Genomic DNA, 25,742 nt, shown 5'->3' on the forward strand with positions numbered 1-25,742 from the left:
GTCGACCGTTGGGCCACTACCGGACAAAGCCGTGTCGAGGTTTTTCAGCCCATCGCCTGGGACGGCTCATCCCACGTCGCATCCGCCGGCTGCACGTCGACCGAGCAGACGCTGATCAGGTTACGCAGTTTGTGCGCGATCACTTGGGCGCGGTGCCAACTCAGACCGTCCATGACGAGGTCGATCGCCAGCACATCGTCCTGGCGCTGTACGTTGACCTGCTGCGGTGTCAGAAACTGCAACGCGAACAGATTGAGCGCCCGGCACAGCACATCCGGTTCGGCTTCGGCCAGCAGTTGATAATGAACACGGCAGTGGGCGTTGCTGGCGTTCCAGACATCGGTACGGGTGGGCGGGGTATGAACGGCTTCTAGATGCGGCATGGTCGGACTCCAAAATCACTGGAGGAATTTTTACATTCGTTGCCGGACATTTCTTATCTATGATTGGGGTTATTGGCGATTTATCGAATCGTGTAATTCATAAAAACAGCGATATAAGGTTTTTCTATGCAAAGCGAGTTGGATAGCTACGACCGCAAGATTCTCGCGTTGCTGCAAGAGGACGCTTCGCTTTCCAGTGCACAGATCGCCGAACAGGTGGGGCTCTCGCAGTCGCCGTGCTGGCGACGGATTCAGCGGATGAAAGAGGAGGGGATCATTCGTGGGCAGGTGACCTTGCTTGATCGCAAGAAGATCGGCCTGAACACGCAGATCTTCGCTGAAATCAAACTCAACGCGCACGGACGCTCGAACTTCACCGAATTCACCGAGGCGATTCGCGGCTTTCCCGAAGTGTTGGAGTGTTATGTGCTGATGGGGTCGGTGGATTTTTTGCTGCGCATTGTCACGGCGGACATTGAGGCGTACGAGCGATTTTTCTTTGAAAAACTGTCGATGGTGCCGGGGATACAGGAGGTCAACTCGATCGTGGCGTTATCTGAAATCAAATCCACGACGAGTTTGCCGGTCTGAGGTTTTGAGGTGAACCGGCTGGCCTCATCGCGGGCAGCCTTGCTCCTACAGAATTCGAGTCGGTCTCCCAATTGGGTTTGACACAAAACCTGTAGGAGCGAGGCTTGCCCGCGATGGCGGTATTACATACGCAGCAGCATTTTCCAGGCTCGATTCTGATAAACCGCAATCGCCTGCTGCTTGCGCGCATCCAGCGATTCATCGGTGATCGGCTCGTTAGCTAGCAGGGCAAGCTGCTTCAATTCACCGTACAGGCGATCCATTTCCGGGATGTCCAGCACGTGACGGGCATGGTGCAACCAGGACTGGATACGCTCGATGCGCGGCAATTGCTCGGCCAGATCTTCCGGCTGTTGCTGGTAACGCTGCAATTGCAGGGAGGTCGCTTCTTCACCCAGCAGGCGTGGCAACCAACTGCCCAGTTGCGCGGCGCCCTGGCGATTGCCACGCACGTTGCGATCGGCTGCCCAGGTACGGGCCAGCAACCAGCGCGAGGTGTTCAGCGAGAACAGGCCCCAGCGCGGGTCTTCGAGTTCTTCGAGGAACTGCTCCGGTGCCGCTTTGCGCACGTCTTCGTCGTCCAGACCGGCTTGTACCAGCGGACGCCAGTCTTCCAGCAACGCATCCAGCGCAAGGCGCAGATCGTGGGTCGATTGACGTGGAGCGGCCTGGCCCAGGCTGCTGAGCAATGCGCGCAGTTCGGCGAGGTTTTCAACCCAGTCCTGCAACAGACGCCAGTGGCCGTTGAAGCGATATTGCTCGGCCAGACGCTGGCTGCTGCCCAGCAAATGCCAGCTCAATGCGGCGAAGGCATCGTCCAGCAGGGTTTCGGCGGTGATCTGCGGCGCCGGCAAGCTCAACGAATAGCTGTTGGCGTCGTACAGGCGATAGCCGCGTTCGGCCTTGCTGATGTCGCACGGCATCAGCGCCAGTTTCTCGGCCAGTTCGGCGGCCAGTTCCAGCAGCGCGGCCGGCTCGCCTTCACGCAGTTCGAGTTCCAGCTCGCAGATTTCTTCTTTCTGCTTGCCGACGATCACATGGCCAAAGTCCAGCGCGGCTTCGATGACCACTTTGGTCTTGCCACGGCCCCAGGCGATTTCAGCGCGTTCGCGAACGAAGTCGGTGGTGAAGATCGGCTTGAGGGTTTTCTTGTCCAGCTCGGCCAGTTCCTCGGGCCAGCATTCGCCGTCGAGTTTCTTCAGGTCGAGCTTGGCTTTGGGCAGGTTCCAGTCGTATTCATTGCGCTCGGACAGACCGGCGACGCTCTGGCCACGGGTCTTGAGCGTCTGGATCACTTCCTCGCCGTCGCGGCGCAGGCGCAGGGCAACCTTGGCGCGGGCCAGGTCGCGCTCTGGCGTGTCGAAGTACTGGTTCATCAACTCACGGCGTTCCCAGCCACTTTTGTTGCGTTTTTTCAGGAGCGGGTGCTCGCGCAGGGCAGCGAGGGTTTCGCGGCTGACGCGGAGCTTGATTTCGGTTTCTTTCTGCATGGCCGGAAAATCCAGGATCGGGAGCGCAGCCGGGGGAATGTGTGGCTGCCAAGGTCGTGCAGTGTACAGGACTCGCAGCGGGTACGCGCCGCGACGGTTTATTCCTGTCACCGGATGGTTCTATGATGGACTTCACTTCGGGAGTTGGGAGTCAGCGATGCCTTTGCCGTCCATGAAAGATCAGTTCGCTGCGCTGATCGCTGCACCCTCCGTCAGCTGTACCCAATCGAGCCTGGATCAAACCAACCGTCCGGTGATCGATTTGCTGGCGACGTGGCTGGGTGATTTGGGTTTTGCCTGCGACATCCAGCAGGTCAGCCCCGGCAAGTTCAATCTGCTGGCCAGTTATGGTTCCGGCCCCGGTGGCCTGGTGCTGGCCGGTCACAGCGACACCGTGCCGTTCGATGGTGCGTTGTGGCAAACCGACCCGTTGAAACTGACCGAAGTGGACGGCCGTTGGGTGGGCCTGGGCAGCTGCGACATGAAAGGCTTTTTTGCCCTGGCCATCGAAGCCGTTCTGCCATTGCTCGACCAGCCGTTCAAACAACCGCTGATGATCCTCGCCACCTGCGACGAAGAAAGCTCGATGTCCGGTGCCCGCGCCCTGGCCCAGGCCGGTCGCCCGTTGGGCCGGGCTGCGGTCATCGGCGAGCCGACCGGCCTGAAGCCGATCCGCATGCACAAAGGCATCATGATGGAACGCATCGACATCCTCGGTCAGAGCGGCCATTCCTCTGATCCACGCCTGGGCCACAGCGCCCTTGAAGCGATGCACGATGCGATTGGCGAACTGCGGGGATTGCGCCTGTTATGGCAACGAGAGTTTCGTAACCCGCAGTTCGGCGTACCGACGCCGACACTGAATTTCGGCTGTATTCATGGCGGCGACAACCCCAACCGCATTTGCGGGCAATGTTCACTGGAGTTCGATCTGCGGCCATTGCCGGGCATGGACCCCAAGGCGCTGCGCGCGGAGATTTTGCAGCGGCTCCAACCGGTTGCCGAACGCCATCAGGTGAAGATCGATTACGCGCCGCTGTTCCCCGAGGTGCCGCCCTTCGAACAAGCCGAAGACTCGGAACTGGTGCGCGTCGCTGAAAAGCTCACCGGTCATGTTGCCGAAGCAGTGGCGTTCGGCACCGAAGCGCCTTATCTTCAGCGCCTTGGCTGCGAAACACTGGTGCTCGGCCCGGGTGATATCGCCTGCGCGCACCAGCCGGGGGAATACCTTGAAATGTCACGTTTGCAGCCTACGGTGCATCTATTACGTCAGTTGATTCAACATTACTGCCTGACAGCCCCAATGCCAGCCGGTTGAGCGCTCCCACAGGTTCTGTGTTTTGACGTATAAATTGCCAGTGTCCCAACCCGTATTCATGAGGAGAGCGCGCGTGTCGCCAAGCCTGTTCCGACGATAACCATCAGCCCGTTGTGCATTTTTTGTTTCGCCCTTTTTTTGGCTGCTATTTATTACAGGCCCAGGTTCATGCCCGACTACGTTAATTGGCTTCGTCACGCTTCGCCTTACATCAATGCCCACCGCGATTGCACGTTCGTCGTCATGCTCCCAGGCGATGGGGTGGAGCATCCGAACTTCGGCAATATCGTCCACGACCTGGTGCTGTTGCACAGCCTGGGGGTGCGACTGGTGCTGGTTCATGGTTCCCGTCCGCAAATTGAAACCCGCCTCGCCGCGCGTGGGCTGACCCCGCATTACCACCACGGCATGCGCATCACCGATGCCGCGACGCTGGAGTGCGTGATCGATGCGGTCGGCCAGTTGCGTATTGCCATTGAAGCGCGCCTGTCCATGGACATGGCCTCGTCGCCGATGCAGGGCTCGCGCCTGCGGGTGGCCAGCGGCAACCTGGTCACCGCGCGGCCGATTGGTGTGCTGGAAGGCGTTGATTATCACCACACCGGCGAAGTGCGCCGGGTCGACCGCAAAGGTATCAACCGCCTGCTGGACGAGCGCTCCATCGTGCTGCTGTCTCCTTTGGGCTACTCGCCGACCGGTGAAATATTCAACCTCGCCTGCGAGGACGTCGCTACGCGCGCGGCCATCGATCTGGGCGCGGACAAGCTGCTGCTGTTCGGCGCGGACCTGGGTTTGATCGATGAAAACGGTCGACTGGTGCGCGAATTGCGTCCGCAACAAGTGCCGGCGCATCTACAGCGATTGGGCAGCAACTATCAGGCCGAGCTGTTGGATGCGGCCGCTGAAGCGTGCCGGGGCGGCGTCGCGCGCAGCCACATCGTCAGCTACGCCGAAGACGGTGCGTTGCTGACCGAGCTGTTCACCCGCGACGGTGGCGGTACGCTGGTGGCGCAGGAGCAATTCGAGGTGGTGCGTGAAGCCGCGATCGAAGACGTCGGCGGTTTGCTGGATCTGATCAGCCCGCTGGAAGAGCAGGGGATTCTGGTGCGTCGTTCCCGTGAGGTGCTGGAGCGTGAGATCGAGCAATTCAGCGTGGTTGAACGCGAAGGGATGATCATCGCCTGTGCGGCGCTGTACCAGATTGCTGATTCGGACGCCGGGGAGCTGGCGTGTCTGGCAGTGAACCCGGAATATCGCCATGGCGGTCGCGGGGATGAACTGCTGGAGCGCATTGAAACCCGCGCACGGGCTCAGGGCTTGAAAACGTTGTTCGTGCTCACCACCCGGACTGCTCACTGGTTCCGCGAGCGCGGGTTTGTGCCGAGCAGCGTCGAGCGCCTGCCATCGGCGCGGGCGTCGCTGTATAACTATCAGCGTAATTCGAAGATCTTCGAAAAGACCCTGTAATTCATGATCGTTCCCACGCAGAGCGTGGGAACGATCCGTTACTGCGCCACAAACTTCGCACTGACATACGCCGAATAATCCGGCAGCACCGTTTCAACCTTCCCTTGCTCCTTCAAGAACTTTGCCGTTTCGCCAATCGCCTTGGCCGTACCGCCCTCCAGTAGCGCGGTGGTCTGCTGGGCCTTGGCATCCGGGAATGCAGAGCCGGCCAGCAACTCCGGTACGTCGGCAGCGTTGGCACCGGTCAGTTTGGCGATTTTCTGCACGGGCACCGAGTCGGCTGTCCAGCTGTCTTTATGTGCGGCGTAATCGGCGAACGAATCCAGGGTGACTTTGGCAAATTTGGCCACCACCTCAGGGTGTTTCTCGGCGTAATCCTTACGCGCGACCCAGACCTCAAAGGTCGGCGCCCCCCACTGACCGACCTGCGCGGCATCGGTCAGCGTCTTGCCAGTCTTGCGAATTTCCCCCAGCGCCGGGGACCAGACAAACGCACCATCAATATCACCACGCTTCCACGCCGCCGCGATTTCCGCTGGCTGCAAATTGACCACTTTGACTTTCGAGGCGTCCAGGCCCCAGTGCTTGAGTGCGCCAAGCAAGCTGTAGTGAGAGGTTGAAACGAACGGTGTGGCGATGGTCTTGCCGATCAGATCTTGTGGTTTCTCGATGCCGCTGCCGTTGCGCACCACGAGGGCTTCAGCCGCATTGATCTGGGCGGACACGATGAACGCCACAATCGGCAGGTTGCGCGAGGCGGCTGCGGCCAACGGGCTGGAGCCGAGGTTGCCGATCTGCACGTCACCGGAGGCGATGGCGGTCACCACTTCGGGGCCGCTGTTGAATCGGCGCCAGTCGATTTTCTGGCCGATGGCTTGCTCGTACAGACCATCGGCCTGGGGGACTTTGCTGGGGTCGATACCGGTTTGATACCCAACAGTCAGGTTGGCCGCCTGAGTGGACAGAGAAAACAGCAGCGATACACAAACTGTAACAATTGAGCCGGATAGTGCGCGTTTGGTCGTCATGGCGTCGCCTTTCGGTGGGGGTTTGTTTCCGAATTGCTTCAAACGCTAAACGATCTAAAAAACTGCTAATAAATACCATTTAGGAATTAGCTTATGAGTGGGTGGCTCTATTCCGGGATTTATCAGTCATTTAGAGCTTAATTCCTAAACGGTATGAGAAAAGGCTCAGGTAGTTCTTTTCAGGTTTATGACGAACTCATGACCTGCATGGACCAAAAAACGGGGGGATTAGACCATGGTCGTAGACACATATAGTTACGATTGACTTGTGGGTCACGGTCTGGCGCTAATCGCGCATCTTAGGATCCCGGGCAAAGAACCGGGGCCAGGAACACAAGAATTAGAAACGAGAGGAGTTTTACAATGAACAAGTCCACCTTGGCCCTGGCCGTGGCCGTAGGGGTTTTGGCGCAGCAGGCAGGCGCCGCCGGTTTCCTGGAAGACAGCAAGGCTTCCGTTAGTTCGCGGACCATGTACTACGACGCCGATATACGTTCACATCTGAACGCTCCAAATAACAAGCTTGCTGCTAACCGTCAGCGAGAAACCGCTGAAGGTCTCAAGTTCGATTACCTGTCCGGTTTCACCCAAGGTACCGTAGGTTTTGGTATCGACGCCCAGGCTCTGGTGGGTATCCACCTGGACGGCGGCAAGGGGCATCACCCGACGGGTAACGCTAACTCGTTCTTCCCTAGCGATGGCGATCATTCGGCCGACGAGTGGAGCCGTCTGGATGGCAACGTCAAGGCGCGCTTCTCGAAGACCGAAGCCCACCTGGGTGGCGCTCTGGCACCCAACCTGCCGATCCTGATCGCGAACGACAGCCGTTTGCTGCCACAAACCTTTGAAGGTGGCACGATCTCCTCGAAGGAAATCGACAACGTAACCATCAACCTGGGTCAGCTGGAGCACGCGTCGGGCCGCGCCTCCTCCAACAGCACCGGCATGGCAGTGGCGGGCGGTACTCAGGACAGCAACCAGTTCCGTTACGCCGGTGCTGACTGGAAAGTAACCAAAGACCTGACCCTGCAGTACTACCATGCGAATCTGCAGGATTACTACAAACAGGACTTCCTGGGCTTGGTGCACGTCTGGACGATCGATGCCAAGCAGTCGTTCAAGTCGGATTTCCGCTACTTCGACAGCAGCTCTGATGGCAAGAACGGCGACGTCGGCTACCGCTTCAACAACAACAACGGATTCGCCAAGACTCCGGGCGAGGTCGATAACAAGACCTGGAGCGGTATGTTCACCTACACCCTGGGTGGCAACGCATTCCTGCTGGGTCACCAGCGCGTCAACGATGACGGCGGCTTTGTTTTCCTGAACCAAGGCAACCTTATCGATGACAAAGGTCGTCAAGAAGGTGCTGGCGGCGCCAGCTTCTACTCGTTTACCGATGCCACAGTGGGCAGCTTCATCCGTGCCGGTGAAAACACCACGTTCGGTCAGTACTCCTATGACTTCGCCTCCCTGGGCGTCCCAGGTTTGAAAGCTTCGATTTCTTACTTGAATGGCCAGGACATCAAGGCAACCAACGGTACTGGTAAAGACCTGAGTGAGCACGAGACCGACGCACGTGTGGACTACGTGATTCAAACGGGTGCACTGAAAGGGTTTGGTACGACGCTGCGTCACGGTACCTACCGTGGCAACACCAGCACCCTTGATCAAGACCAGACCCGTCTGATCTTCAACTACACCTACAGCTTCTTGTAACAGGCCGTCTGGTTCCTGAAACAGGTGTAAACCTGATTCAGGACGAGACAGGCAAACAAAAAAGCCTCGCCCTTACCGGCGAGGCTTTTTTTGCTTTCTCATATTCCAAAATGACCGCAGTCAATTATTTTTTATTCTTTTTAGTTTTTACTGTGCTCACCTAAAGTAGGCCCGTCCGGCACTCGTCACGGGTTTCGGAGCGAGCAATGTTCCCCCGTTAATCAAACAGGTTAAGGATTCGGCTTTTTAGCCGATACCTCGACTCTGTGCTGCCCAGGCATATTCCTTGAAGCTATGAGAAATAAAGATGAAATTCTTTTTAGCTTTATGACGTTGTATCCTGCGCGGCCAAAACGACCGGGCTAGAAGCTTCGGCACACATTGCGCTTTCTGGACCCAGGGCAATCGACTCAGGGCCAGGAACACAAGAATTAAAAAATGAGAGGAGCGAAACAATGAACAAGTCCACCTTGGCCATGGCTGTGGCCGTTGGGGTTTTGGCGCAGCAGGCAGGCGCCGCCGGTTTCATCGAAGACAGCAAGGCCACCCTGGGGCTGCGTAACTTCTACATCAACACCGACTACCGTGACGGTACCGGTCCGAACAAAAACGAAGAATGGGGCCAGGGTTTTGATCTGCGCTTCATCTCCGGTTACACCCAGGGCACTGTCGGCTTCGGTATCGACGCGATCGGCCTGCTGGGCGTCAAGCTGGATTCGGGCGGCGGCACCAACGGCGCCACGGCGACCTCCTACGGCGGCACGGTGTTCCCAAGCAAGTCCAATGGCGAAGCGGTTGATGACTTCTCCAGCCTGGGCCTGACTGCCAAGGCCAAGGTCTCTCAGACCGAACTGAAGCTGGGTACTTTGCAGCCAAAACTGCCGGTCATCGTGACCAACGATGGTCGTCTGCTGCCACAAACCTGGCAGGGTGGCCAGATCTCTTCCGGTGACATCAAAGACCTGACGCTGATCGGTGGTCAGATCGAAGCCGTTAAAGGTCGTAACTCCAGCAACAACGAACAGATGTCGATTTCGGGCGCGAACACGCGTGGTACCAAATTCCGCGACAGCAACAAGTTTTACTATGCCGGTGGTGACTACAAAATCACCAAGGACCTGACGGCCCAGTACTACTACGGCAACCTGGAAGAGTTCTACCAGCAACACTTCGTGGGTCTGTTGCACAACTGGGCAATCGGCCCGGGTGTGTTGAAGTCGGACTTCCGTTACTTCAACAGCTCTGACGACGGCGCAAACAGCCACGACCCGCTGTACTACAGCACTGGCAACTACAACGCGCCAAGCGGTAAAGGCAAGGTCGACAACAACCTGTACAGCGGCCTGTTCCTGTACTCCGTTGCCGGTCATACCTTCGGTGGCGGTTACCAGGTCAGCAACGGCAGCAGCGACTTCCCTTGGCTGAACCAGGGTGACGGTTCGTCGGCCTACATCATCACCGATTCGCAAATCCAGAAATTCGCCCGTGCTGGCGAGAAAACCTGGCAAGCACGCTACTCGTTCGACTTCGCCAAGGTCGGCGTGCCTGGCCTGACGGCAGGTATGGTTTACCTGCACGGTGACGACATCGACACCTCTAACGCCAAAGGCGGCGTGGCCGCTAACGGCGCTTCCGAGTGGGAACGCGACTTGAACGTTGCCTACGTCGTACAGGAAGGCCCGCTGAAAAACCTTGGCCTGGCCTGGAAAAACGCTATGTGGCGCACCGACCTGCCGAACACTCGCTCCCAGGACGAAAACCGCCTGATCCTCAGCTACTCGATCCCGCTGTTGTAATAGCGCTCGCGTAACCGAGACAAAAAAAGCCCCGCCCGGCATCTCGCCCGGCGGGGCTTTTGCGTTTCAAGGCGGAGTCACCCCCGTAATCCCGCCTTGAAATTCCCCTCTTTTGCAGCACTCAAGGCCTTCTCGAACCTTATGGGCGATGTTCGGTGCGTTACCTGCACAGGTCCAGTGAACAGATATTTAATATTCGTTTATGGTCTAAATAAATCGATATTTATTCTTTTTAATCATTGAGAAATGCAGGCACAGTTGAGCTCAACACGCACTCATCAGGAGCAGCACCATGAGCCTCAGACTGGGCGACATCGCCCCCGACTTTGAACAGGATTCCAGCGCCGGCACCCTCCGTTTCCACGAATGGTTGGGCGATAGCTGGGGCGTGCTGTTTTCCCATCCGGCAGACTTCACCCCGGTGTGCACCACGGAGCTGGGGTTTACCGCCAGGCTCAAGGAGGCGTTTGCCGAGCGTGGCGTGAAAGCCATCGCCCTGTCGGTTGATCCGGTGGACTCGCACCACCGGTGGATCGAAGACATCAACGAAACCCAGAACACGCTCGTCAACTTTCCGATCCTCGCCGACGCCGACCGCAAGGTGTCGGACCTTTACGACCTGATCCACCCAAACGCCAACGACACCCTGACTGTGCGCTCGCTGTTCGTGATCGACCCGAACAAAAAAATTCGGCTGACCATCACCTACCCGGCGAGTACCGGTCGAAATTTCCACGAAATCCTGCGGGTGATCGACTCGCTGCAGCTCACCGACAACTACAAAGTCGCCACCCCGGCCAACTGGCAGGACGGTGATGACGTGGTGATCGTGCCATCGCTCAAGGATGAAGATGAAATCAGCAAACGCTTTCCCAAGGGCTACCGTGCGGTGAAACCGTACTTGCGTCTGACGCCGCAGCCGAACAGGTAACCATTGAAGTCTTGTTGTTGATCGTTCCCCCCGTTCCGCGTGGGAATGCCTCTAGGGACGCTCCGCGTCCAGTGACGCGGAGCGTCACGGGCTGCATTCCCACACAGAGCGTGGGAACGATCACCCAATACCGCAAAGCAGGGGTTTTCAGGCCGTTTCGACGGCCTTTTTTTATGCCTTGAAATCCGTCTTTTATATATCTCCATATCGAATAACCAAATGAATAAATATGATTTATGGATATATAAATCACCTGTTAAGGTCACTCCCATCACAGCGAGATCGCAAGCCGCGAATCGCTAGTACCGCTCAAGGAATCTTTTGAATGTTGGTCGTCTCACTCGGTGGCAGTCCTAGCCAACGCTCCCGTTCCGGCGTGTTGCTGGAGCGCTCCAAGCGCTGGTTGCAAGAGCAAGGGGTGGAAGTGGTGAGTTACCAGGTTCGCGACTTCCCGGCCGAAGACCTGCTGCACGCACGCTTCGACAGCCCCAAGGTGGTTGACCTGCTTCAACAAATTGAAAACGCAGACGGCCTGCTGATTGCCACACCGGTTTACAAGGCGTCGTTCTCGGGTGCACTGAAAACCGTGCTGGACTTGCTGCCCGAACGCGCACTGAGCCACAAGGTGGTGTTGCCAATGGCCACCGGCGGCAGCATCGCCCACATGCTGGCGGTGGATTACGCGCTCAAACCGGTGCTGTCGGCGCTGAAAGCTCAGGAAATGCTGCAGGGGATTTTTGCCGAGGACAGCCAGATCGCTTACGGCGAAGGCAGCGCCCAGGCGCAATTGACGCCGCAACTTGAACAACGATTGAACGAAGCGCTGGAACAGTTTCTCAGCGCCATGGCGAGACGGCCCAAGCCGCTCGATCCGAACCTGTTGAATGAACGTTTGTTGAGTGCTCGCTGGAGCATTTAAACCTCGCCCGAAATTGCAGTACTCACCTTACTCAGCCGCCAACGGCCAAGCAGGTGCAGCCAAAACCCAACAGCAAAAAGGAGAGCGCTATGCGCACTGTCATTTTGCGTCGTGGTCTGGTCGCTCTGTTTGTTGCGGCTGTGTCCTTCGGCGCCATTACTCAAGCTCAAGCCGAGACGTTGCGAATCGGTTATCAAAAGTACGGCACCCTGGTACTGCTCAAAGCCAAAGGCACACTGGAGAAACGCCTCGCCGCCCAAGGCGTGGACGTGCAATGGACTGAGTTCCCCGGCGGCCCGCAACTGCTCGAAGGCCTGAATGTCGGCTCTATCGATTTCGGTGTGACGGGCGAAACTCCACCGGTATTCGCCCAGGCTGCTGGCGCCGATTTACTCTACGTCGCCTACGAACCCCCTGCACCGCACGCTGAAGCGATCCTGGTGCCGAAGGATTCGCCGATCAAATCGGTGAAGGACCTCAAGGGCAAGAAAGTCGTGCTCAACAAAGGCTCCAACGTGCACTACTTGCTGGTACGTGCGCTGGAAGACGCCGGCCTCAAATACACCGACATCCAGACCGTGTTCCTGCCGCCGGCCGATGCCCGCGCTGCCTTTGAACGTGGCAGCGTCGACGCCTGGGTCATCTGGGACCCGTACCAGGCCGCCGCTGAAAAACAACTGCAAGCGCACACCCTGCGCGATGGCCAGGGCATCGTCGACAACCATCAGTTCTACCTCGCAAGCAAACCTTACGCGCAGAAAAATCCTGAGGTGATCAAGTCCCTCGTCGAAGAAGTGCGCGCCGTCGGTGAATGGTCCAAGGCCAATCCGGAAGACGTCACCCAGCAGGTTTCGCCACTGCTGGGTTTGCCGGCGGACATCACCCTGACCTCGATGAAACGCCAGGGCTTCGGTGCGTTGTTCCTCACACCTGAAGTGGTCGCCGCCCAACAGAAAATCGCCGACAGCTTTTACGAGCTCAAGCTGATACCGAAACAGCTGAGCATCAAAGACGTGATCTGGACGCCACCGGCAACCGTTGCCCAAAGCTCAGTCACCAAAGCCCAGTAACTCGATTCCCCAAGGAGACCACTCCATGAGCCTCAATATTTTCTGGTTCCTGCCTACCCACGGCGATGGCCATTACCTTGGCACCGCCGAAGGCGCTCGCGCCGTCGACCACGGTTACCTGCAACAAGTCGCGCAGGCGGCGGATCGTCTGGGTTTCGGCGGGGTGCTGATTCCCACCGGGCGTTCCTGCGAAGACTCGTGGCTGGTGGCCGCGTCGCTGATCCCGGTGACCCAGCGTTTGAAATTCCTTGTCGCGCTGCGCCCCGGGATCATTTCCCCGACGGTGGCGGCGCGTCAGGCAGCGACCCTGGATCGTCTGTCGGGTGGGCGTGCACTGTTTAACCTGGTGACCGGTGGCGATCCGGAAGAACTGGCCGGCGATGGCTTGTTCCTCAGCCACGAAGAGCGCTATCAGGCCTCGGTGGAATTCACCCGCATCTGGCGTCGCGTGCTGGAAGGCGAAACCGTTGACTACGACGGTCAGCACATCAGTGTGAAAGGGGCGAAGTTGCTCTATCCACCGATCCAGCAACCGCGTCCGCCGCTGTACTTCGGCGGCTCGTCGGAAGCGGCGCAAGACCTCGCGGCAGAGCAAGTGGAAATGGTCCTGACCTGGGGCGAACCACCGGCCGCCGTCGCCGAGAAGATCGAGCAAGTGCGCGCCAAAGCGGCGAAGCTCGGTCGTACCGTGCGCTTCGGTATCCGCCTGCATGTGATCGTTCGCGAGACCAATGCCGAGGCGTGGCAAGCGGCTGACAAACTGATCTCGCATCTGGACGACGACACCATCGCCCGCGCTCAGGCTTCTCTGGCACGCTTCGATTCCGTCGGCCAGCAGCGCATGGCCGCCCTGCATGGCGGCAGCCGTGACAACCTGGAAGTCAGCCCTAACCTGTGGGCCGGTGTCGGACTGGTGCGTGGCGGTGCCGGTACGGCATTGGTTGGCGACGGTCCGACCGTGGCGGCTCGCGTGAAGGAATACGCGGACTTGGGCATCGACACCTTCATTTTCTCCGGTTATCCACACCTTGAAGAGTCGTACCGCGTAGCCGAATTGCTGTTCCCGCACCTCGACATCGAGCGTCCCGAGTTGCCGAAAAGCGCGGGTTACGTCAGCCCGTTCGGTGAAATGGTTGCCAACGACATTCTTCCCAAAGCCGCGTCCCAGAGCTGAGGCGCGCCATGAAGAAAATTACCCACAGTCTCGCGCCTTGGGCGTTGCCGGTGTTGTTGCTGGCGGTGTGGCAGTTGTCGGTGTCGGCAGGCTGGTTGTCGACACGGATTCTGCCGGCACCTATCGCGGTGATCGAAGCCGGTGTCAGTCTGGTGAGCAGCGGCGAAATCTGGACGCACTTGGCAATCAGCGGCTGGCGCGCCGCGCTGGGCTTCACCATCGGTGGCGGCATCGGTCTGGCACTGGGCTTCATCACCGGCCTGTCGAAATGGGGCGAACGCCTGCTCGACAGTTCGGTGCAGATGATCCGCAACGTGCCGCACCTGGCGCTGATTCCGCTGGTGATTTTGTGGTTCGGCATCGACGAGTCGGCGAAGATTTTTCTGGTGGCGTTGGGCACGTTGTTCCCGATTTACCTCAACACCTATCACGGCATTCGCAACGTCGACCCGGCACTGGTGGAGATGGCACGCAGTTATGGCTTGTCCGGCTTCAGCCTGTTTCGTCAGGTGATCCTGCCGGGGGCGTTGCCTTCGATTCTGGTCGGTGTGCGCTTCGCCCTGGGCTTCATGTGGCTGACACTGATCGTCGCAGAAACCATCTCCGCCAGTTCCGGCATCGGTTATCTGGCGATGAATGCCCGGGAGTTTTTGCAGACTGATGTGGTGGTGCTGGCGATTCTGCTGTACGCGGTACTCGGCAAGCTGGCCGACCTCGCGGCCCGTGGACTTGAGCGCGTATGGCTGCGCTGGCACCCGGCTTATCAGGTTGCCAAAGGAGGTGCGGCATGACGGCTCAACAACCTCCACGCCTGCTGCGCGGGATTCCGCTGGTGGTGCGCAAACTGCAAAAAACCTTTGGCTCACGGCAAGTGCTGCGCGAGATCGATCTGCACATTCCGGCAGGGCAGTTTGTCGCCGTGGTCGGTCGTAGCGGATGCGGCAAAAGTACCTTGCTGCGCCTGCTAGCCGGTCTCGACCAACCCACGGGCGGTGTATTGCTCGCTGGCGCTGCGCCGCTGAGTGATGCGCGAGAAGACACCCGCTTGATGTTTCAGGAAGCGCGTTTGCTGCCCTGGAAAAAGGTTATCGACAACGTCGGCCTCGGGCTCAAGGGCAACTGGCGGCCGCAAGCACTGGAAGCACTGGAATCCGTCGGCCTGGCCGATCGCGCCAATGAATGGCCTGCCGCCTTGTCTGGTGGACAGAAACAGCGTGTGGCCCTGGCACGGGCGCTGATCCATCAACCGCGCTTGCTGTTGCTCGACGAACCGCTGGGTGCGCTGGACGCGCTGACCCGAATCGAAATGCAGCAACTGATCGAACGGCTCTGGCAGAAGCATGGCTTCACCGTGTTGCTGGTGACCCACGACGTCAGTGAAGCGGTGGCGATTGCCGATCGGGTGATCCTGATCGAAGAGGGCGAAGTCGGCCTCGACCTGCTCGTGGAACTGCCGCGCCCTCGGGTTCGCGGCTCCCATCGGCTGGCGGCGCTGGAAACTGAAGTCCTCAACCGCGTACTTGAACTGCCCGGCGAGCCGCCGGCACCGGAACCCGTTTCACCCTTGCCTACGCAATTGCGCTGGGCGCACTGACCCAAGTCTTACTCAACGACAGGAATTGACCTCATGACTATCAAAGCCATCAACGTTCGCAACCAGTTCAAAGGCTCCATCAAGGAAATCGTGCTGGGTGACGTGCTGTCGGAAATCGACGTGCAGACCGCCTCCGGAATTGTCACTTCAGTGATCACCACACGCTCGGTGAAAGAGCTGGAACTGGTGGTCGGCAGTGAAGTGATCGCGTTTGTGAAATCCACCGAAGTGTCGATCGCCAAGTTGTAAGCCCGTGGGCAAACAACAACCCCGGAGGGTGTGAGCCCTTCGGGGTTTTTTATGTCAGGGCTCGGGGGCGCAGCGCCAACCTGCAGCGGGTGAATAAGTGCCGAGCGAAGACAGCACGCGCGGGTCGCTGAATAGCGCCTGCGCATTGGGGTCGATGTCTGCCGGCAACAAGGGCTGGCCGGTTAGCGCGGGCAACGTGGAATAGTCGATCTGCCACGGGGTTTGCCCGCCCTGGTGACGACCAAAGGACAATTCAGTCGTGAGCAGTTCGTGTGCTGCCGCAGCGCTCATGTGCTCACGCAAATGACCGCCGGGTGCCAGCGCGACAATCCGGCTGGCGGCAAACAGAAAGTAATCGCCGGCCAACACCAGGCAGGCAACTCGCACTGGATCATTGGCAGCCTGCAACCACTGACCACGACAGATGCCGCGAGAGTCGGGCAGTCGCTCCCATATTTCGTAGTAGTCATCGTCCAGGGCGGTTTCGATCAGGCGCTCACTGGTTTCAAAGTGCATGTGTCCGATGTCCTGCTCGGCGCTGGCAGGTTGATAGTCGAGTTTGCGATGCCACTGGCAAATGTCACCTTCGACCTCGGTCACACCGGCGAAGCCCTTTTGTTCGCTCAAGGTCAACAGGTCCGCGTGATTCAATTGTTCCAGGGGCAGCGCCGCGAGCGTGGCCGGCGGGATGCGCAGGTCGGCAAACAGGCGTGGGGTTTGCAGCCAGTACACCGCCGTTTCGCTGTCGGTGCGCCCGGACTGGAAGGAGATCAGGCGTCGTTTCCACACGCCAAGGTAGTTGTCGGGTACGTGCGCCATGAGCAGAACACCTCGTTGCGTTATACGTCGCGCCTGGCCAGGTACGGCGGCAGGTACAGGCCCAGATAGGCATCAAATACGCGCATGCCTTCTTCGGCCATGCGTGGCGTGATCTGCTCGTGTTGTTGCACCGAGCGTGCGTAGACGCGGTCGCCAAGCTCCATGGCCAGCGCAAACACGTCGACGTCCGTGGGCAACTTCGGCAGTTCGAAGTGATGATCGAAGAGTTTGTGCATCAAGTCGCCCAGTTCGATGTCGTGCTGGCGGTCAGCCTGGGTGACCTCGGTAAGGCCATGCTGCGCGAGGATCAATTGGCGAGCGGCGGCATCCTCGCTGTAGATCGCGAGCATGCGTTGTTCCACCAGTCGCGACAAATCGCGCCAGCTGTTGAGGGACGCATGATCGATGGGGGCTTGCAGGCATGCGCGGAACGCGGCGTGGACGTCGGCCGTCAAGGCTTCGAGCAGCGCCGGTACGCTGGCGAAAAAGTGGTAGACGGAAGAGGGTGGGATCTGCGCACGTTCGGCGACACTGTAGATCGACAGACTGGCCACGCCCTCGGCGGCCAGCAGTGTGCGGGCGGCATCGAGGATCGTATCGATCCGCGCCTGGCTGCGGGCGCGGGGTTTGCGTGGGGTGGCGAGTCGGGTCATCGAAGTCTCCTGCGGGGGCAGCGGGCATTGTACGAGGCGACTGACACCTTGTCTGTATGGGCACCGCTGCCCGGCTGGCAGGAGAAGGAAGGTCAGCCGCCGACGTTCACGGTTCGGTCATTCAAGGGCTGAACAGGGCGTGCGTTCATCGGGTACAACGCCTGAAAAGCCTGCAACTGGGCGTGGGACAATTGCACCGGTTGGGTCAGGACATGCCAGCGCACCCCTTCGCTGCACGGCGGTGTGGTCAGAGAACCCATGTAGGAATAGTAATGGCGGGTGGTCGGCAGCAGATCGGCGATGTCTTGCATCTCCAGCTTCGTCATGCCGCCTGCTTCCTTGGGCATTGCCGCGAGAATGGGTTCCAGTGCAGGGTTGAAGGCACCTTCTTCAAACAACAGGGCGACCACCGCTAACTCGCCGGCCGCATTGCGATGTACGAAATGCGCATCGAGCGGGTAGGCGCGGCCCTGGATTTTTTCCTCGCTGGGCGTATGAAAGTGCAACTGCACCAGTGAGAAGTCGCCGGAAGGCAAGGTGATCCCGCCGGCGTCCGTTGGCGACACTTGAATGGTATGGCCGTTGTTCAGGACCGTTACCGGGCTTGCTCGATAGGTGAATGTCAGGGGCGCCAGGCTGGCCTTGACCGCATTGCTGATGTCGATAGGTGACTGCGCCTTGCCGGTTGAGCAGAGTTTGTAGTCGCTGTTGAGGTTGCTCCAGTGTTCCGGCCCGGAGTGGTCGCTGTAAGACCAGGTGGAGGTGTGATCGTTACGGGCCAGGGCAGAGGTGCACAAGCCGGTACCGATCAGTGAAAGGGCTACGCCCAGAAGGTGTTTTTTCAATTTCAATGGCTCTCAATTCAAGTGGGATGTCGGACAGTGCCCGCGCCCCAAAGTTTGAGATTCAAATGTTGATACGTCTGTAGGTTCTTTCTTGGAGATTGTCGGATGCTGACAAGCAGCGTTGGGTGAGGGCATAAAAAACGCCGCAGGCGCTAAGGCCGGCGGCGTTCGTTTTTACTGCAACCGCTTACACGGTATGCAGGTACCAGTTGTACTCAAGGTCGGAGATGGAGTGTTCGAACTCCTCCAGCTCGCTCTCTTTGCACGCGACGAAGATATCGATGTACTTCGGATCGATGTACTTGGCCATGACTTCGCTGTCGTCCAGCTCGCGCAATGCATCGCGCAGGTTGTTCGGCAGGCTTTGCTCGTTCTGCTCGTAGGAGTTGCCTTCTACGGGTGCGCCTGGCTCGATCTTGTTGGTCAGGCCGTGGTGCACGCCTGCCAGGACCGAAGCCATCAACAGGTACGGGTTGGCATCGGCGCCGGCAACACGGTGTTCGATACGTACGGCATCGGAAGAGCCGGTCGGTACGCGAATCGCCACGGTACGGTTGTCCAGGCCCCAGCACGGCGAGTTCGGCACGTAGAACTGTGCGCCGAAACGACGGTAGGAGTTGACGTTCGGGCAGAGGAAAGCCATCTGCGCGGGTAGGGTCTCGAGCACACCGCCGATCGCGTGACGCAGTGCGGCGTTCTGCTCGGGATCCTCGCTGGCAAAAATGTTTTTGCCGTCTTTATCAAGAATCGAGATATGGACGTGCAGACCGTTGCCCGCCTGGCCCGGGTAAGGCTTGGCCATGAAGGTGGTGTCCATTTCATGGTCGTAGGCGATGTTTTTGATCAGGCGCTTGAGCAGAACCGCGTAGTCGCAGGCCTTGATCGGGTCGGCCACGTGGTGCAGGTTCACTTCGAATTGCGCCGGGGCACTTTCCTTGACGATCGCGTCGGCAGGGATGCCTTGCTCTTTCGCACCTTCCAGAATGTCCTGGAGGCAATCGACGTATTCGTCGAGGTCGTCGATCAGGTAGACCTGAGTCGAATGCGGGCGTTTGCCAGAGATCGGCGAGCGTGGCGGCTGTGGACGGCCGTTCACGTTTTCCTGGTCGATCAGGTAGAACTCCAGTTCGAAGGCTGCGCAGATGGTCAGGCCCATCTCGTCGAACTTGGTCACGACTTGACGCAGCACTTCACGGGGATCCGCGAAGAAAGGGTCACCTTCGAGTTCGTGCATGGTCATCAACAGCTGCGCGGTAGGGCGTTTCTGCCAAGGCTCATTGCACAGGGTGTCGGGGATTGGATAGCAGATTCGGTCAGCATCACCGATGTCCAGGCCCAGGCCGGTGCTTTCCACCGTCGAGCCATTGATATCCAGAGCAAATAGAGAGGCCGGCAGGTTGATGCCTTTCTCGTAAACCTTGTGGAGGCTGGTGCGTTCAATGCGCTTGCCGCGCACCACACCATTCATATCCGCAATCAGAAGGTCAACGTACAGAACCTCAGGATGTTCCTTAAGGAACGCGTTCGCTTCGTTAAGCTGAACGGCACGCGGGGGTACCGACATGATGCAACACCTTTGTTGTTAAAAATATCAATCATTGATCTCTTCGGATTCCAGTCAACCCGAACGGCATGCCGAAGTCAAGCGAGGCCTTTTTTGCCCTAAAAAAGCGCTCGTAAGGCTTTTTTGAGGCACTTTGGGGCGTTTTTATGCCTTTGAACGCTTTAGCCGACGCGGGGTTGAGCGGGGCGTGTTGTATTTTTTACGGGGGTGTTGTGTAAAAAAATGAACAAGGCTAAGCTCGATTCAAACCCATAACACCAATAATACCGGGGTGCTTCATGTCTCGCCTGCCGATAATCGGCATCACCAACTGCTCTAGGCAGATTGGTCTGCATGCTTACCACATCAGTGGCGACACTTACGTCCGCGCCGTAGCCTCATCGGCTTCGGGCCCGCTCAAGACTCTGCGGTCGCTGGCGGCTCATCGGTCTGCGTCCGATATTCTGGACGGTCCTGATGGCACCCCCATTACGGTTACTCCATTCAATATAGAACCGATTCACAATAGCGGCCTGGCTATCGCACAGGACTCCGCTCGTGATTCTGCACGCCCGGCCGTTGGCGCGCAGTCCGCAAGAAACACGATAGCCTGTCGCAGACACCCGTTTCAACGCGACGCCGATGCGTCAAACATCGCCTGACTTGCAAGAGTCAGGAAACTCAAAGCCTAGAGGCATTTATGAGTAACAACCTCGACCAGCTCACCGATTGGTTGAAAGACCACAAGATCACAGAAGTCGAATGCATGATCGCCGACTTGACCGGGATTACCCGGGGCAAGATCTCGCCGACCAACAAGTTCATCGCCGAAAAAGGCATGCGCCTGCCTGAAAGCGTTCTGTTGCAAACCGTGACCGGCGACTATGTCGAAGACGACATCTATTACGAGCTGCTCGACCCGGCCGACATCGACATGATCTGCCGCCCCGACCAGAACGCTGTGTTTCTGGTGCCGTGGGCCATCGAGCCGACTGCCCAGGTGATCCACGACACCTACGACAAGCAAGGCAACCCGATCGAGCTGTCGCCGCGCAACGTGCTTAAGAAGGTCCTGAAACTCTATACCGACAAGGGCTGGCAGCCGATCGTGGCGCCGGAAATGGAGTTCTACCTGACCAAGCGCAGCGACGACCCCGACTATCCGCTGCAGCCGCCGATCGGTCGCTCCGGGCGCCCGGAAATCGGTCGCCAGTCGTTCTCGATTGAAGCGGCGAACGAATTCGATCCGCTGTTCGAAGACGTCTACGACTGGTGCGAACTGCAGGAGCTGGACCTCGATACGTTGATCCATGAGGACGGCACGGCGCAGATGGAAATCAACTTCCGTCACGGCGATGCCCTGTCCCTGGCCGACCAGATCCTGGTGTTCAAGCGCACCATGCGCGAAGCCGCGCTCAAGCACGACGTGGCGGCGACCTTCATGGCCAAGCCCATGACCGGTGAACCGGGCAGTGCGATGCACTTGCACCAGAGCATCATCGACATCGAGACCGGCAAGAACATCTTCTCCAATGAAGACGGGACCATGAGCCAGTTGTTCCTGCACCACATCGGTGGCTTGCAGAAACTCATTCCCGAGCTGTTGCCGCTGTTCGCGCCCAACGTCAACTCGTTCCGCCGCTTCCTGCCGGACACCTCGGCACCGGTGAACGTGGAGTGGGGCGAAGAGAACCGCACCGTGGGCCTGCGGGTTCCGGACGCCGGGCCGCAAAACCGCCGGGTGGAAAACCGTCTGCCGGGCGCCGATGCCAACCCGTACCTGGCGATTGCCGCGAGCCTGCTCTGCGGTTACGTCGGCATGGTCGAAGGCCTCAACCCGAGTGCCCCGGTGGTGGGCCGTGGCTATGAACGCCGCAACCTGCGCCTGCCGCTGACCATTGAAGATGCGCTGGATCGCATGGAAAACAGCTCAACCATCGAGAAGTACCTGGGCAAAAATTTCATTACTGGCTACGTCGCGGTCAAGCGGGCCGAGCATGAAAACTTCAAGCGCGTGATCAGTTCGTGGGAACGGGAATTCCTGCTCTTTGCCGTCTGATACGCCGGGCGCCGTCGTTGTCGGGCGGCGCTTTCACCTGATTTTTTAGGAGATTCGTATGACCAGTAACAATCCGCAAACCCGTGAATGGCAAACCCTGAGCAACGATCACCACCTGGCTCCGTTCAGTGATTTCAAGCAGCTGAAAGAGAAAGGCCCGCGGATCATCACCAACGCCAAGGGCGTTTACCTGTGGGACAGCGAAGGCAACAAGATCCTCGACGGCATGGCCGGCCTGTGGTGCGTAGCGATCGGTTACGGTCGTGATGAACTGGCCGATGCCGCCAGCAAGCAAATGCGCGAACTGCCTTACTACAACCTGTTCTTCCAGACCGCTCACCCGCCGGTTCTGGAGCTGGCCAAGGCCATCGCCGACATCGCGCCAGAAGGCATGAACCACGTGTTCTTCACCGGCTCCGGCTCCGAAGGCAACGACACCATGCTGCGTATGGTTCGTCACTACTGGGCGATCAAAGGCCAGCCGAAAAAGAAAGTCATCATCAGCCGCAAGAACGGCTATCACGGTTCTACCGTGGCCGGCGCGAGCCTGGGTGGCATGACGTACATGCACGAACAAGGCGACTTGCCGATCCCGGGCATTGTCCACATCGCACAGCCGTACTGGTTCACTGAAGGCGGCGACATGACGCCTGAAGAGTTCGGCGTCTGGGCGGCGAATCAGCTGGAAGAGAAAATTCTGGAAATCGGCGTGGATAACGTCGGTGCCTTTATTGCCGAACCGATCCAGGGTGCCGGTGGCGTGATCATTCCGCCAGACACCTACTGGCCGCGCATCAAGGAAATCCTCGCCAAGTACGACATCCTGTTCGTGGCGGACGAAGTGATTTGTGGTTTTGGCCGCACCGGTGAGTGGTTCGGTACCGATTACTACGACCTCAAGCCCGACATGATGACCATCGCCAAGGGCCTGACCTCCGGCTACATCCCCATGGGTGGCCTGATCGTGCGTGACGAAGTGGTCGCAGTGCTGAACGAAGGCGGCGACTTCAACCACGGCTTCACGTACTCCGGTCACCCGGTGGCCGCTGCGGTGGCGCTGGAAAACATCCGCATCCTGCGCGAAGAAAAAATTATCGAGCGCGTTCATGCAGAAACGGCACCCTATTTGCAGAAACGTCTGCGGGAACTGAACGATCACCCGTTGGTGGGGGAAGTGCGTGGTGTCGGTCTGTTGGGGGCCATTGAACTGGTTCAGGACAAAGCCACTCGCAAACGTTACGAAGGCAAGGGCGTCGGCATGATCTGCCGCCAGTTCTGCTTCGACAACGGCCTGATCATGCGCGCCGTGGGCGACACCATGATCATTGCTCCACCACTGGTGATTACACCGGCTGAAATCGATGAGTTGGTGGCCAAGGCACGCAAGTGTCTGGACCTGACCCTGAGTGCGTTGCAGGGCTAAGTGCTAGGCTCTGAGCGTAAGTGGCTGGGGTTTGTATCAAAACAGCTACTTTCGCTCAGCGCTGTCAGAAAGCCTGGCCTTTCCTTGAAAGACTGATGTGGATCTTGCCAGACTAGCCGCGGTTCCAGTTGCCCGGGTTCGGTCGCTGAAAACAAGTGGTTCAAAAAAGAAAAATTTGGAGCATTACGCATGAAGGCACTAGGTAAAAAGCTCGCTGGTAAGACTCTCCTTGCCATGTCGTTGATGGGGTTGATGGCGGGCGCGGTTCAGGCCGATGACAAAGTACTGCACGTGTACAACTGGTCCGATTACATCGCACCGGACACGATCAAGAAGTTCGAAGACGAGTCGGGAATCAAAGTCGTCTACGACGTGTTCGACAGCAACGAAACACTTGAAGCCAAGTTGCTGGCCGGCAAATCCGGTTACGACATCGTCGTACCGTCGAACAACTTCCTGGCCAAGCAAATCAAGGCCGGTGTCTACCAGAAGCTGGACAAGTCCAAGCTGCCTAACTGGAAAAACCTGAACACCGACCTGCTCAAGGCGGTATCGGTGAGCGACCCGGGTAACGAACACGCCTTCCCGTACATGTGGGGCTCGATCGGCATTGGCTACAACGCCGAGAAGGTCAAGGCTGCACTGGGTGCCGACGCACCGGTCGATTCCTGGGACCTGATCTTCAAACCTGAAAACGCCGCCAAGCTGAAGTCCTGCGGTATCAGCTTGCTGGATTCGCCAACCGAGATGATTCCGGTGGCGTTGCACTACCTGGGCCTGCCAACCGACAGCCAGAAGAAAGAAGACATCGACAAGGCTGAAGCGCTGATCATGAAGGTCCGTCCTTCGATCGCCTACTTCCACTCGTCCAAGTACATCTCCGACCTTGCCAATGGCAACATCTGCGTAGCTGTGGGCTATTCGGGTGACATCTACCAGGCCAAGTCCCGCGCGGCTGAAGCCGGTGACAAGGTCAAAGTCAGCTACAACATTCCCAAAGAAGGTGCTGGCAGCTTCTACGACATGGTCGCCATCCCTAAAGATGCCGAGAACGTCGAAGGCGCCTACAAGTTCATGACCTTCCTGCAGAAGCCGGAAATCATGGCTGAAATCACCAACGCCGTGCGCTTCCCGAACGGTAACGCGGCTGCCACGCCACTGGTGGATAAAGACATCACCGCCGATCCAGGCATCTACCCGCCAGCGGACGTGCTGGCCAAGCTGTACGCGATTGCCGACTTGCCGGCCGCGACCCAGCGGATCCTGACTCGCAGCTGGACCAAGATCAAATCGGGTAAATAAGCCGTAAAACCCTGTAGCAGCTGCCGCAGGCTGCGTCCAACTGCGAAGCAGTTGTGCTGTTGAAAACGCGGGAAGGTCCTTCGGACCTTAACGCTGCCTTCGGCAGCTGCTACAGGTATCTGCATAAAAGTTTTGCTGGAACGGTTTTTCGAGGGTAAGTTGCGCGCCGGTTTTGTTGCTGGGCAACCACGGTTGTCATGTAACGCGGGGCAACTTGGGCCCAACTAATTTTAGAGGACCTCCACTTGCCTATTTTTTCTTTGTTTCGCAATGCCTTGCTGGCTGGCGCCGGACTGACACTTGCCGTCAGTGTCCAGGCCGCCGGCACTGTGCATATTTATAATTGGTCGGACTACATCGGTCCGACCACCCTGGCGGACTTCCAGAAAGAGACCGGCATCAAGCCGGTCTATGACGTCTTCGACTCCAACGAAACCCTGGAAGGCAAGTTGCTGGCCGGGCGTACCGGTTACGACGTGGTCGTGCCGTCCAACCACTTCCTTGGCAAGCAGATCAAGGCGGGCGCCTTCCAGAAACTCGACAAGTCGAAGCTGACTAACTATTCCAACCTCGACCCGGTGCTGCTCAAGCGCCTGGAGCAGAACGATCCGGGCAACCAGTACGCGGTGCCGTACCTGTGGGGCACCAATGGCATCGGTTACAACGTCGACAAGATCAAAGCCGTGCTGGGCGTCGACACGATCGATTCATGGAGCGTGCTGTTCGAGCCGGAGAACATCAAGAAACTGCACAGCTGCGGCGTGGCGTTTCTCGATTCGGCCGATGAAATGATGCCGACCGTGCTCAACTACATGGGCCTGAACGCCAACAGCACTGATCCCAAGGATTATGAAAAGGCCACCGCCAAGTTGCTCGCCGTGCGGCCGTACGTGACTTACTTCCATTCCTCCAAGTACATCTCGGACCTGGCCAACGGCGACATCTGCATCGCCATCGGTTTCTCCGGCGACATGTTCCAGGCCCGCAACCGTGCGGAAGAAGCCAAGAAAGGCGTGAACATCGTCTACACCATTCCCAAGGAAGGCGGCGCTCTCTGGTTCGACATGCTGGCGATTCCCAAGGATTCGGCCAACACCAAAGAGGCCCACGCGTTCATCAACTATTTGTTGAAACCCGAGGTGATCGCACAGGTCAGTGATTCTGTTGGCTATGCGAATCCCAACCCTGCTTCGGACAAACTGATGGAACAGTCCATCCGCACAGACGAGTCGGTTTATCCACCGCAAGCAGTCCTCGACAAGACCTACGTGTCGGTCGAATTACCACCGAATATTCAACGTTTGATGACCCGCAGCTGGACCAAGGTCAAGACGGGTAAATAGCTTCAAGGCTCAAACTATCCAAGGTT

23 protein-coding genes are annotated in these 25,742 nt (G+C 58.4%); 16 read left to right on the top strand and 7 right to left on the bottom strand.

Annotated features, from left to right (window positions below; all coding sequences use genetic code 11):
- Nucleotides 1–44 precede the first annotated feature (44 nt).
- Complete coding sequence (locus BMS17_RS13270; protein WP_077431075.1) at nt 45–383, bottom strand: hypothetical protein; 339 nt, start codon at nt 381–383, stop codon at nt 45–47.
- Between the two features lie 126 nt (nt 384–509).
- Here BMS17_RS13270 and BMS17_RS13275 point away from each other — a divergent pair, with 126 nt between their 5' ends.
- Nucleotides 510–974 (top strand): Lrp/AsnC family transcriptional regulator, encoded by a 465-nt coding sequence (locus BMS17_RS13275; protein ID WP_046032273.1) that lies wholly within the window; start codon nt 510–512, stop codon nt 972–974.
- 122 nt (nt 975–1,096) lie between these two features.
- On the opposite strand, the gene BMS17_RS13280 is transcribed toward BMS17_RS13275, so the two are convergent.
- Entirely contained in the window at nt 1,097–2,464 is a 1,368-nt protein-coding gene (locus tag BMS17_RS13280) for an inorganic triphosphatase (RefSeq protein WP_046032274.1), read from the bottom strand.
- 157 nt (nt 2,465–2,621) lie between these two features.
- Between BMS17_RS13280 and argE the strand changes: the two genes are divergently transcribed.
- Both argE and argA read left to right on the top strand, forming a co-directional pair.
- Entirely contained in the window at nt 2,622–3,782 is a 1,161-nt protein-coding gene (gene argE, locus BMS17_RS13285) for an acetylornithine deacetylase (protein WP_077431076.1), read from the top strand.
- Between the two features lie 168 nt (nt 3,783–3,950).
- Nucleotides 3,951–5,249 (top strand): amino-acid N-acetyltransferase, encoded by a 1,299-nt coding sequence (gene argA, locus BMS17_RS13290; RefSeq protein WP_077431077.1) that lies wholly within the window; start codon nt 3,951–3,953, stop codon nt 5,247–5,249.
- 38 nt (nt 5,250–5,287) lie between these two features.
- Here the strand turns inward: argA and tauA are convergent, their stop codons facing one another.
- Nucleotides 5,288–6,277 (bottom strand): taurine ABC transporter substrate-binding protein, encoded by a 990-nt coding sequence (gene tauA, locus BMS17_RS13295; RefSeq protein ID WP_077431078.1) that lies wholly within the window; start codon nt 6,275–6,277, stop codon nt 5,288–5,290.
- A 363-nt stretch (nt 6,278–6,640) separates the two neighbouring features.
- On the opposite strand from tauA, the gene BMS17_RS13300 reads away from it, so the two are divergent.
- The 9 genes from BMS17_RS13300 (at nt 6,641) to BMS17_RS13340 (ending at nt 15,729) form a co-directional block, all read left to right on the top strand.
- Nucleotides 6,641–7,996 (top strand): OprD family outer membrane porin, encoded by a 1,356-nt coding sequence (locus tag BMS17_RS13300; protein WP_077431079.1) that lies wholly within the window; start codon nt 6,641–6,643, stop codon nt 7,994–7,996.
- Nucleotides 7,997–8,451: 455 nt separating this feature from the next.
- On the top strand, nt 8,452–9,792 hold the full coding sequence (locus tag BMS17_RS13305) for an OprD family porin (protein ID WP_077431080.1): 1,341 nt from the start codon (nt 8,452–8,454) through the stop codon (nt 9,790–9,792).
- Between the two features lie 292 nt (nt 9,793–10,084).
- On the top strand, nt 10,085–10,723 hold the full coding sequence (locus tag BMS17_RS13310; protein WP_046032280.1) for a peroxiredoxin: 639 nt from the start codon (nt 10,085–10,087) through the stop codon (nt 10,721–10,723).
- Nucleotides 10,724–11,048: 325 nt separating this feature from the next.
- On the top strand, nt 11,049–11,642 hold the full coding sequence (ssuE, locus tag BMS17_RS13315) for an NADPH-dependent FMN reductase (RefSeq protein ID WP_046032281.1): 594 nt from the start codon (nt 11,049–11,051) through the stop codon (nt 11,640–11,642).
- An 89-nt stretch (nt 11,643–11,731) separates the two neighbouring features.
- Nucleotides 11,732–12,712: a sulfonate ABC transporter substrate-binding protein gene (locus tag BMS17_RS13320; RefSeq protein WP_077431081.1), complete on the top strand. Its 981-nt coding sequence runs from the start codon at nt 11,732–11,734 to the stop codon at nt 12,710–12,712.
- A 25-nt stretch (nt 12,713–12,737) separates the two neighbouring features.
- Nucleotides 12,738–13,886 (top strand): FMNH2-dependent alkanesulfonate monooxygenase, encoded by a 1,149-nt coding sequence (gene ssuD, locus BMS17_RS13325; RefSeq protein ID WP_077431082.1) that lies wholly within the window; start codon nt 12,738–12,740, stop codon nt 13,884–13,886.
- Nucleotides 13,887–13,894: 8 nt separating this feature from the next.
- A complete protein-coding gene (ssuC, locus tag BMS17_RS13330; protein WP_007942471.1) occupies nt 13,895–14,677 on the top strand; it encodes an aliphatic sulfonate ABC transporter permease SsuC in 783 nt (260 codons plus the stop codon).
- Nucleotides 14,674–15,480 (top strand): aliphatic sulfonates ABC transporter ATP-binding protein, encoded by an 807-nt coding sequence (ssuB, locus tag BMS17_RS13335; protein ID WP_077431083.1) that lies wholly within the window; start codon nt 14,674–14,676, stop codon nt 15,478–15,480. Before ssuC ends, ssuB begins: the two co-directional genes overlap by 4 nt.
- A gap of 33 nt (nt 15,481–15,513) precedes the next feature.
- The gene (locus BMS17_RS13340) at nt 15,514–15,729 is read left to right on the top strand and encodes a molybdopterin-binding protein (protein ID WP_003229256.1); all 216 of its coding nucleotides are present in this window, start codon (nt 15,514–15,516) and stop codon (nt 15,727–15,729) included.
- Nucleotides 15,730–15,783: 54 nt separating this feature from the next.
- On the opposite strand, the gene BMS17_RS13345 is transcribed toward BMS17_RS13340, so the two are convergent.
- The 4 genes from BMS17_RS13345 to BMS17_RS13360 all read right to left on the bottom strand — a co-directional run bounded on the left by BMS17_RS13345 (nt 15,784) and on the right by BMS17_RS13360 (nt 19,610).
- Nucleotides 15,784–16,548 carry a hypothetical protein gene (locus BMS17_RS13345; RefSeq protein WP_077431084.1) on the bottom strand — a complete coding sequence of 255 codons (765 nt, stop codon included), beginning with the start codon at nt 16,546–16,548 and terminating at the stop codon, nt 15,784–15,786.
- 20 nt (nt 16,549–16,568) lie between these two features.
- On the bottom strand, nt 16,569–17,201 hold the full coding sequence (locus BMS17_RS13350) for a TetR/AcrR family transcriptional regulator (RefSeq protein WP_046032287.1): 633 nt from the start codon (nt 17,199–17,201) through the stop codon (nt 16,569–16,571).
- Between the two features lie 92 nt (nt 17,202–17,293).
- Nucleotides 17,294–18,046, bottom strand: a complete 753-nt coding sequence (locus tag BMS17_RS13355; RefSeq protein WP_077432183.1) for a carbonic anhydrase — start codon at nt 18,044–18,046, stop codon at nt 17,294–17,296.
- 187 nt (nt 18,047–18,233) lie between these two features.
- Nucleotides 18,234–19,610, bottom strand: a complete 1,377-nt coding sequence (locus BMS17_RS13360) for a glutamine synthetase family protein (RefSeq protein WP_017341358.1) — start codon at nt 19,608–19,610, stop codon at nt 18,234–18,236.
- Between the two features lie 679 nt (nt 19,611–20,289).
- Between BMS17_RS13360 and BMS17_RS13370 the strand changes: the two genes are divergently transcribed.
- The 4 genes from BMS17_RS13370 to BMS17_RS13385 all read left to right on the top strand — a co-directional run bounded on the left by BMS17_RS13370 (nt 20,290) and on the right by BMS17_RS13385 (nt 25,716).
- On the top strand, nt 20,290–21,648 hold the full coding sequence (locus tag BMS17_RS13370; RefSeq protein ID WP_046032289.1) for a glutamine synthetase family protein: 1,359 nt from the start codon (nt 20,290–20,292) through the stop codon (nt 21,646–21,648).
- Nucleotides 21,649–21,706: 58 nt separating this feature from the next.
- A complete protein-coding gene (locus tag BMS17_RS13375) occupies nt 21,707–23,071 on the top strand; it encodes an aspartate aminotransferase family protein (protein WP_046032290.1) in 1,365 nt (454 codons plus the stop codon).
- A 189-nt stretch (nt 23,072–23,260) separates the two neighbouring features.
- Nucleotides 23,261–24,373, top strand: a complete 1,113-nt coding sequence (locus BMS17_RS13380) for a polyamine ABC transporter substrate-binding protein (RefSeq protein WP_046032291.1) — start codon at nt 23,261–23,263, stop codon at nt 24,371–24,373.
- 245 nt (nt 24,374–24,618) lie between these two features.
- Nucleotides 24,619–25,716 carry a polyamine ABC transporter substrate-binding protein gene (locus BMS17_RS13385; protein WP_046032292.1) on the top strand — a complete coding sequence of 366 codons (1,098 nt, stop codon included), beginning with the start codon at nt 24,619–24,621 and terminating at the stop codon, nt 25,714–25,716.
- The last annotated feature ends 26 nt before the right edge of the window (nt 25,717–25,742 follow it).

The sequence above is a fragment of the Pseudomonas sp. C9 genome, from assembly GCF_002000165.1.
Classification (GTDB): domain Bacteria; phylum Pseudomonadota; class Gammaproteobacteria; order Pseudomonadales; family Pseudomonadaceae; genus Aquipseudomonas.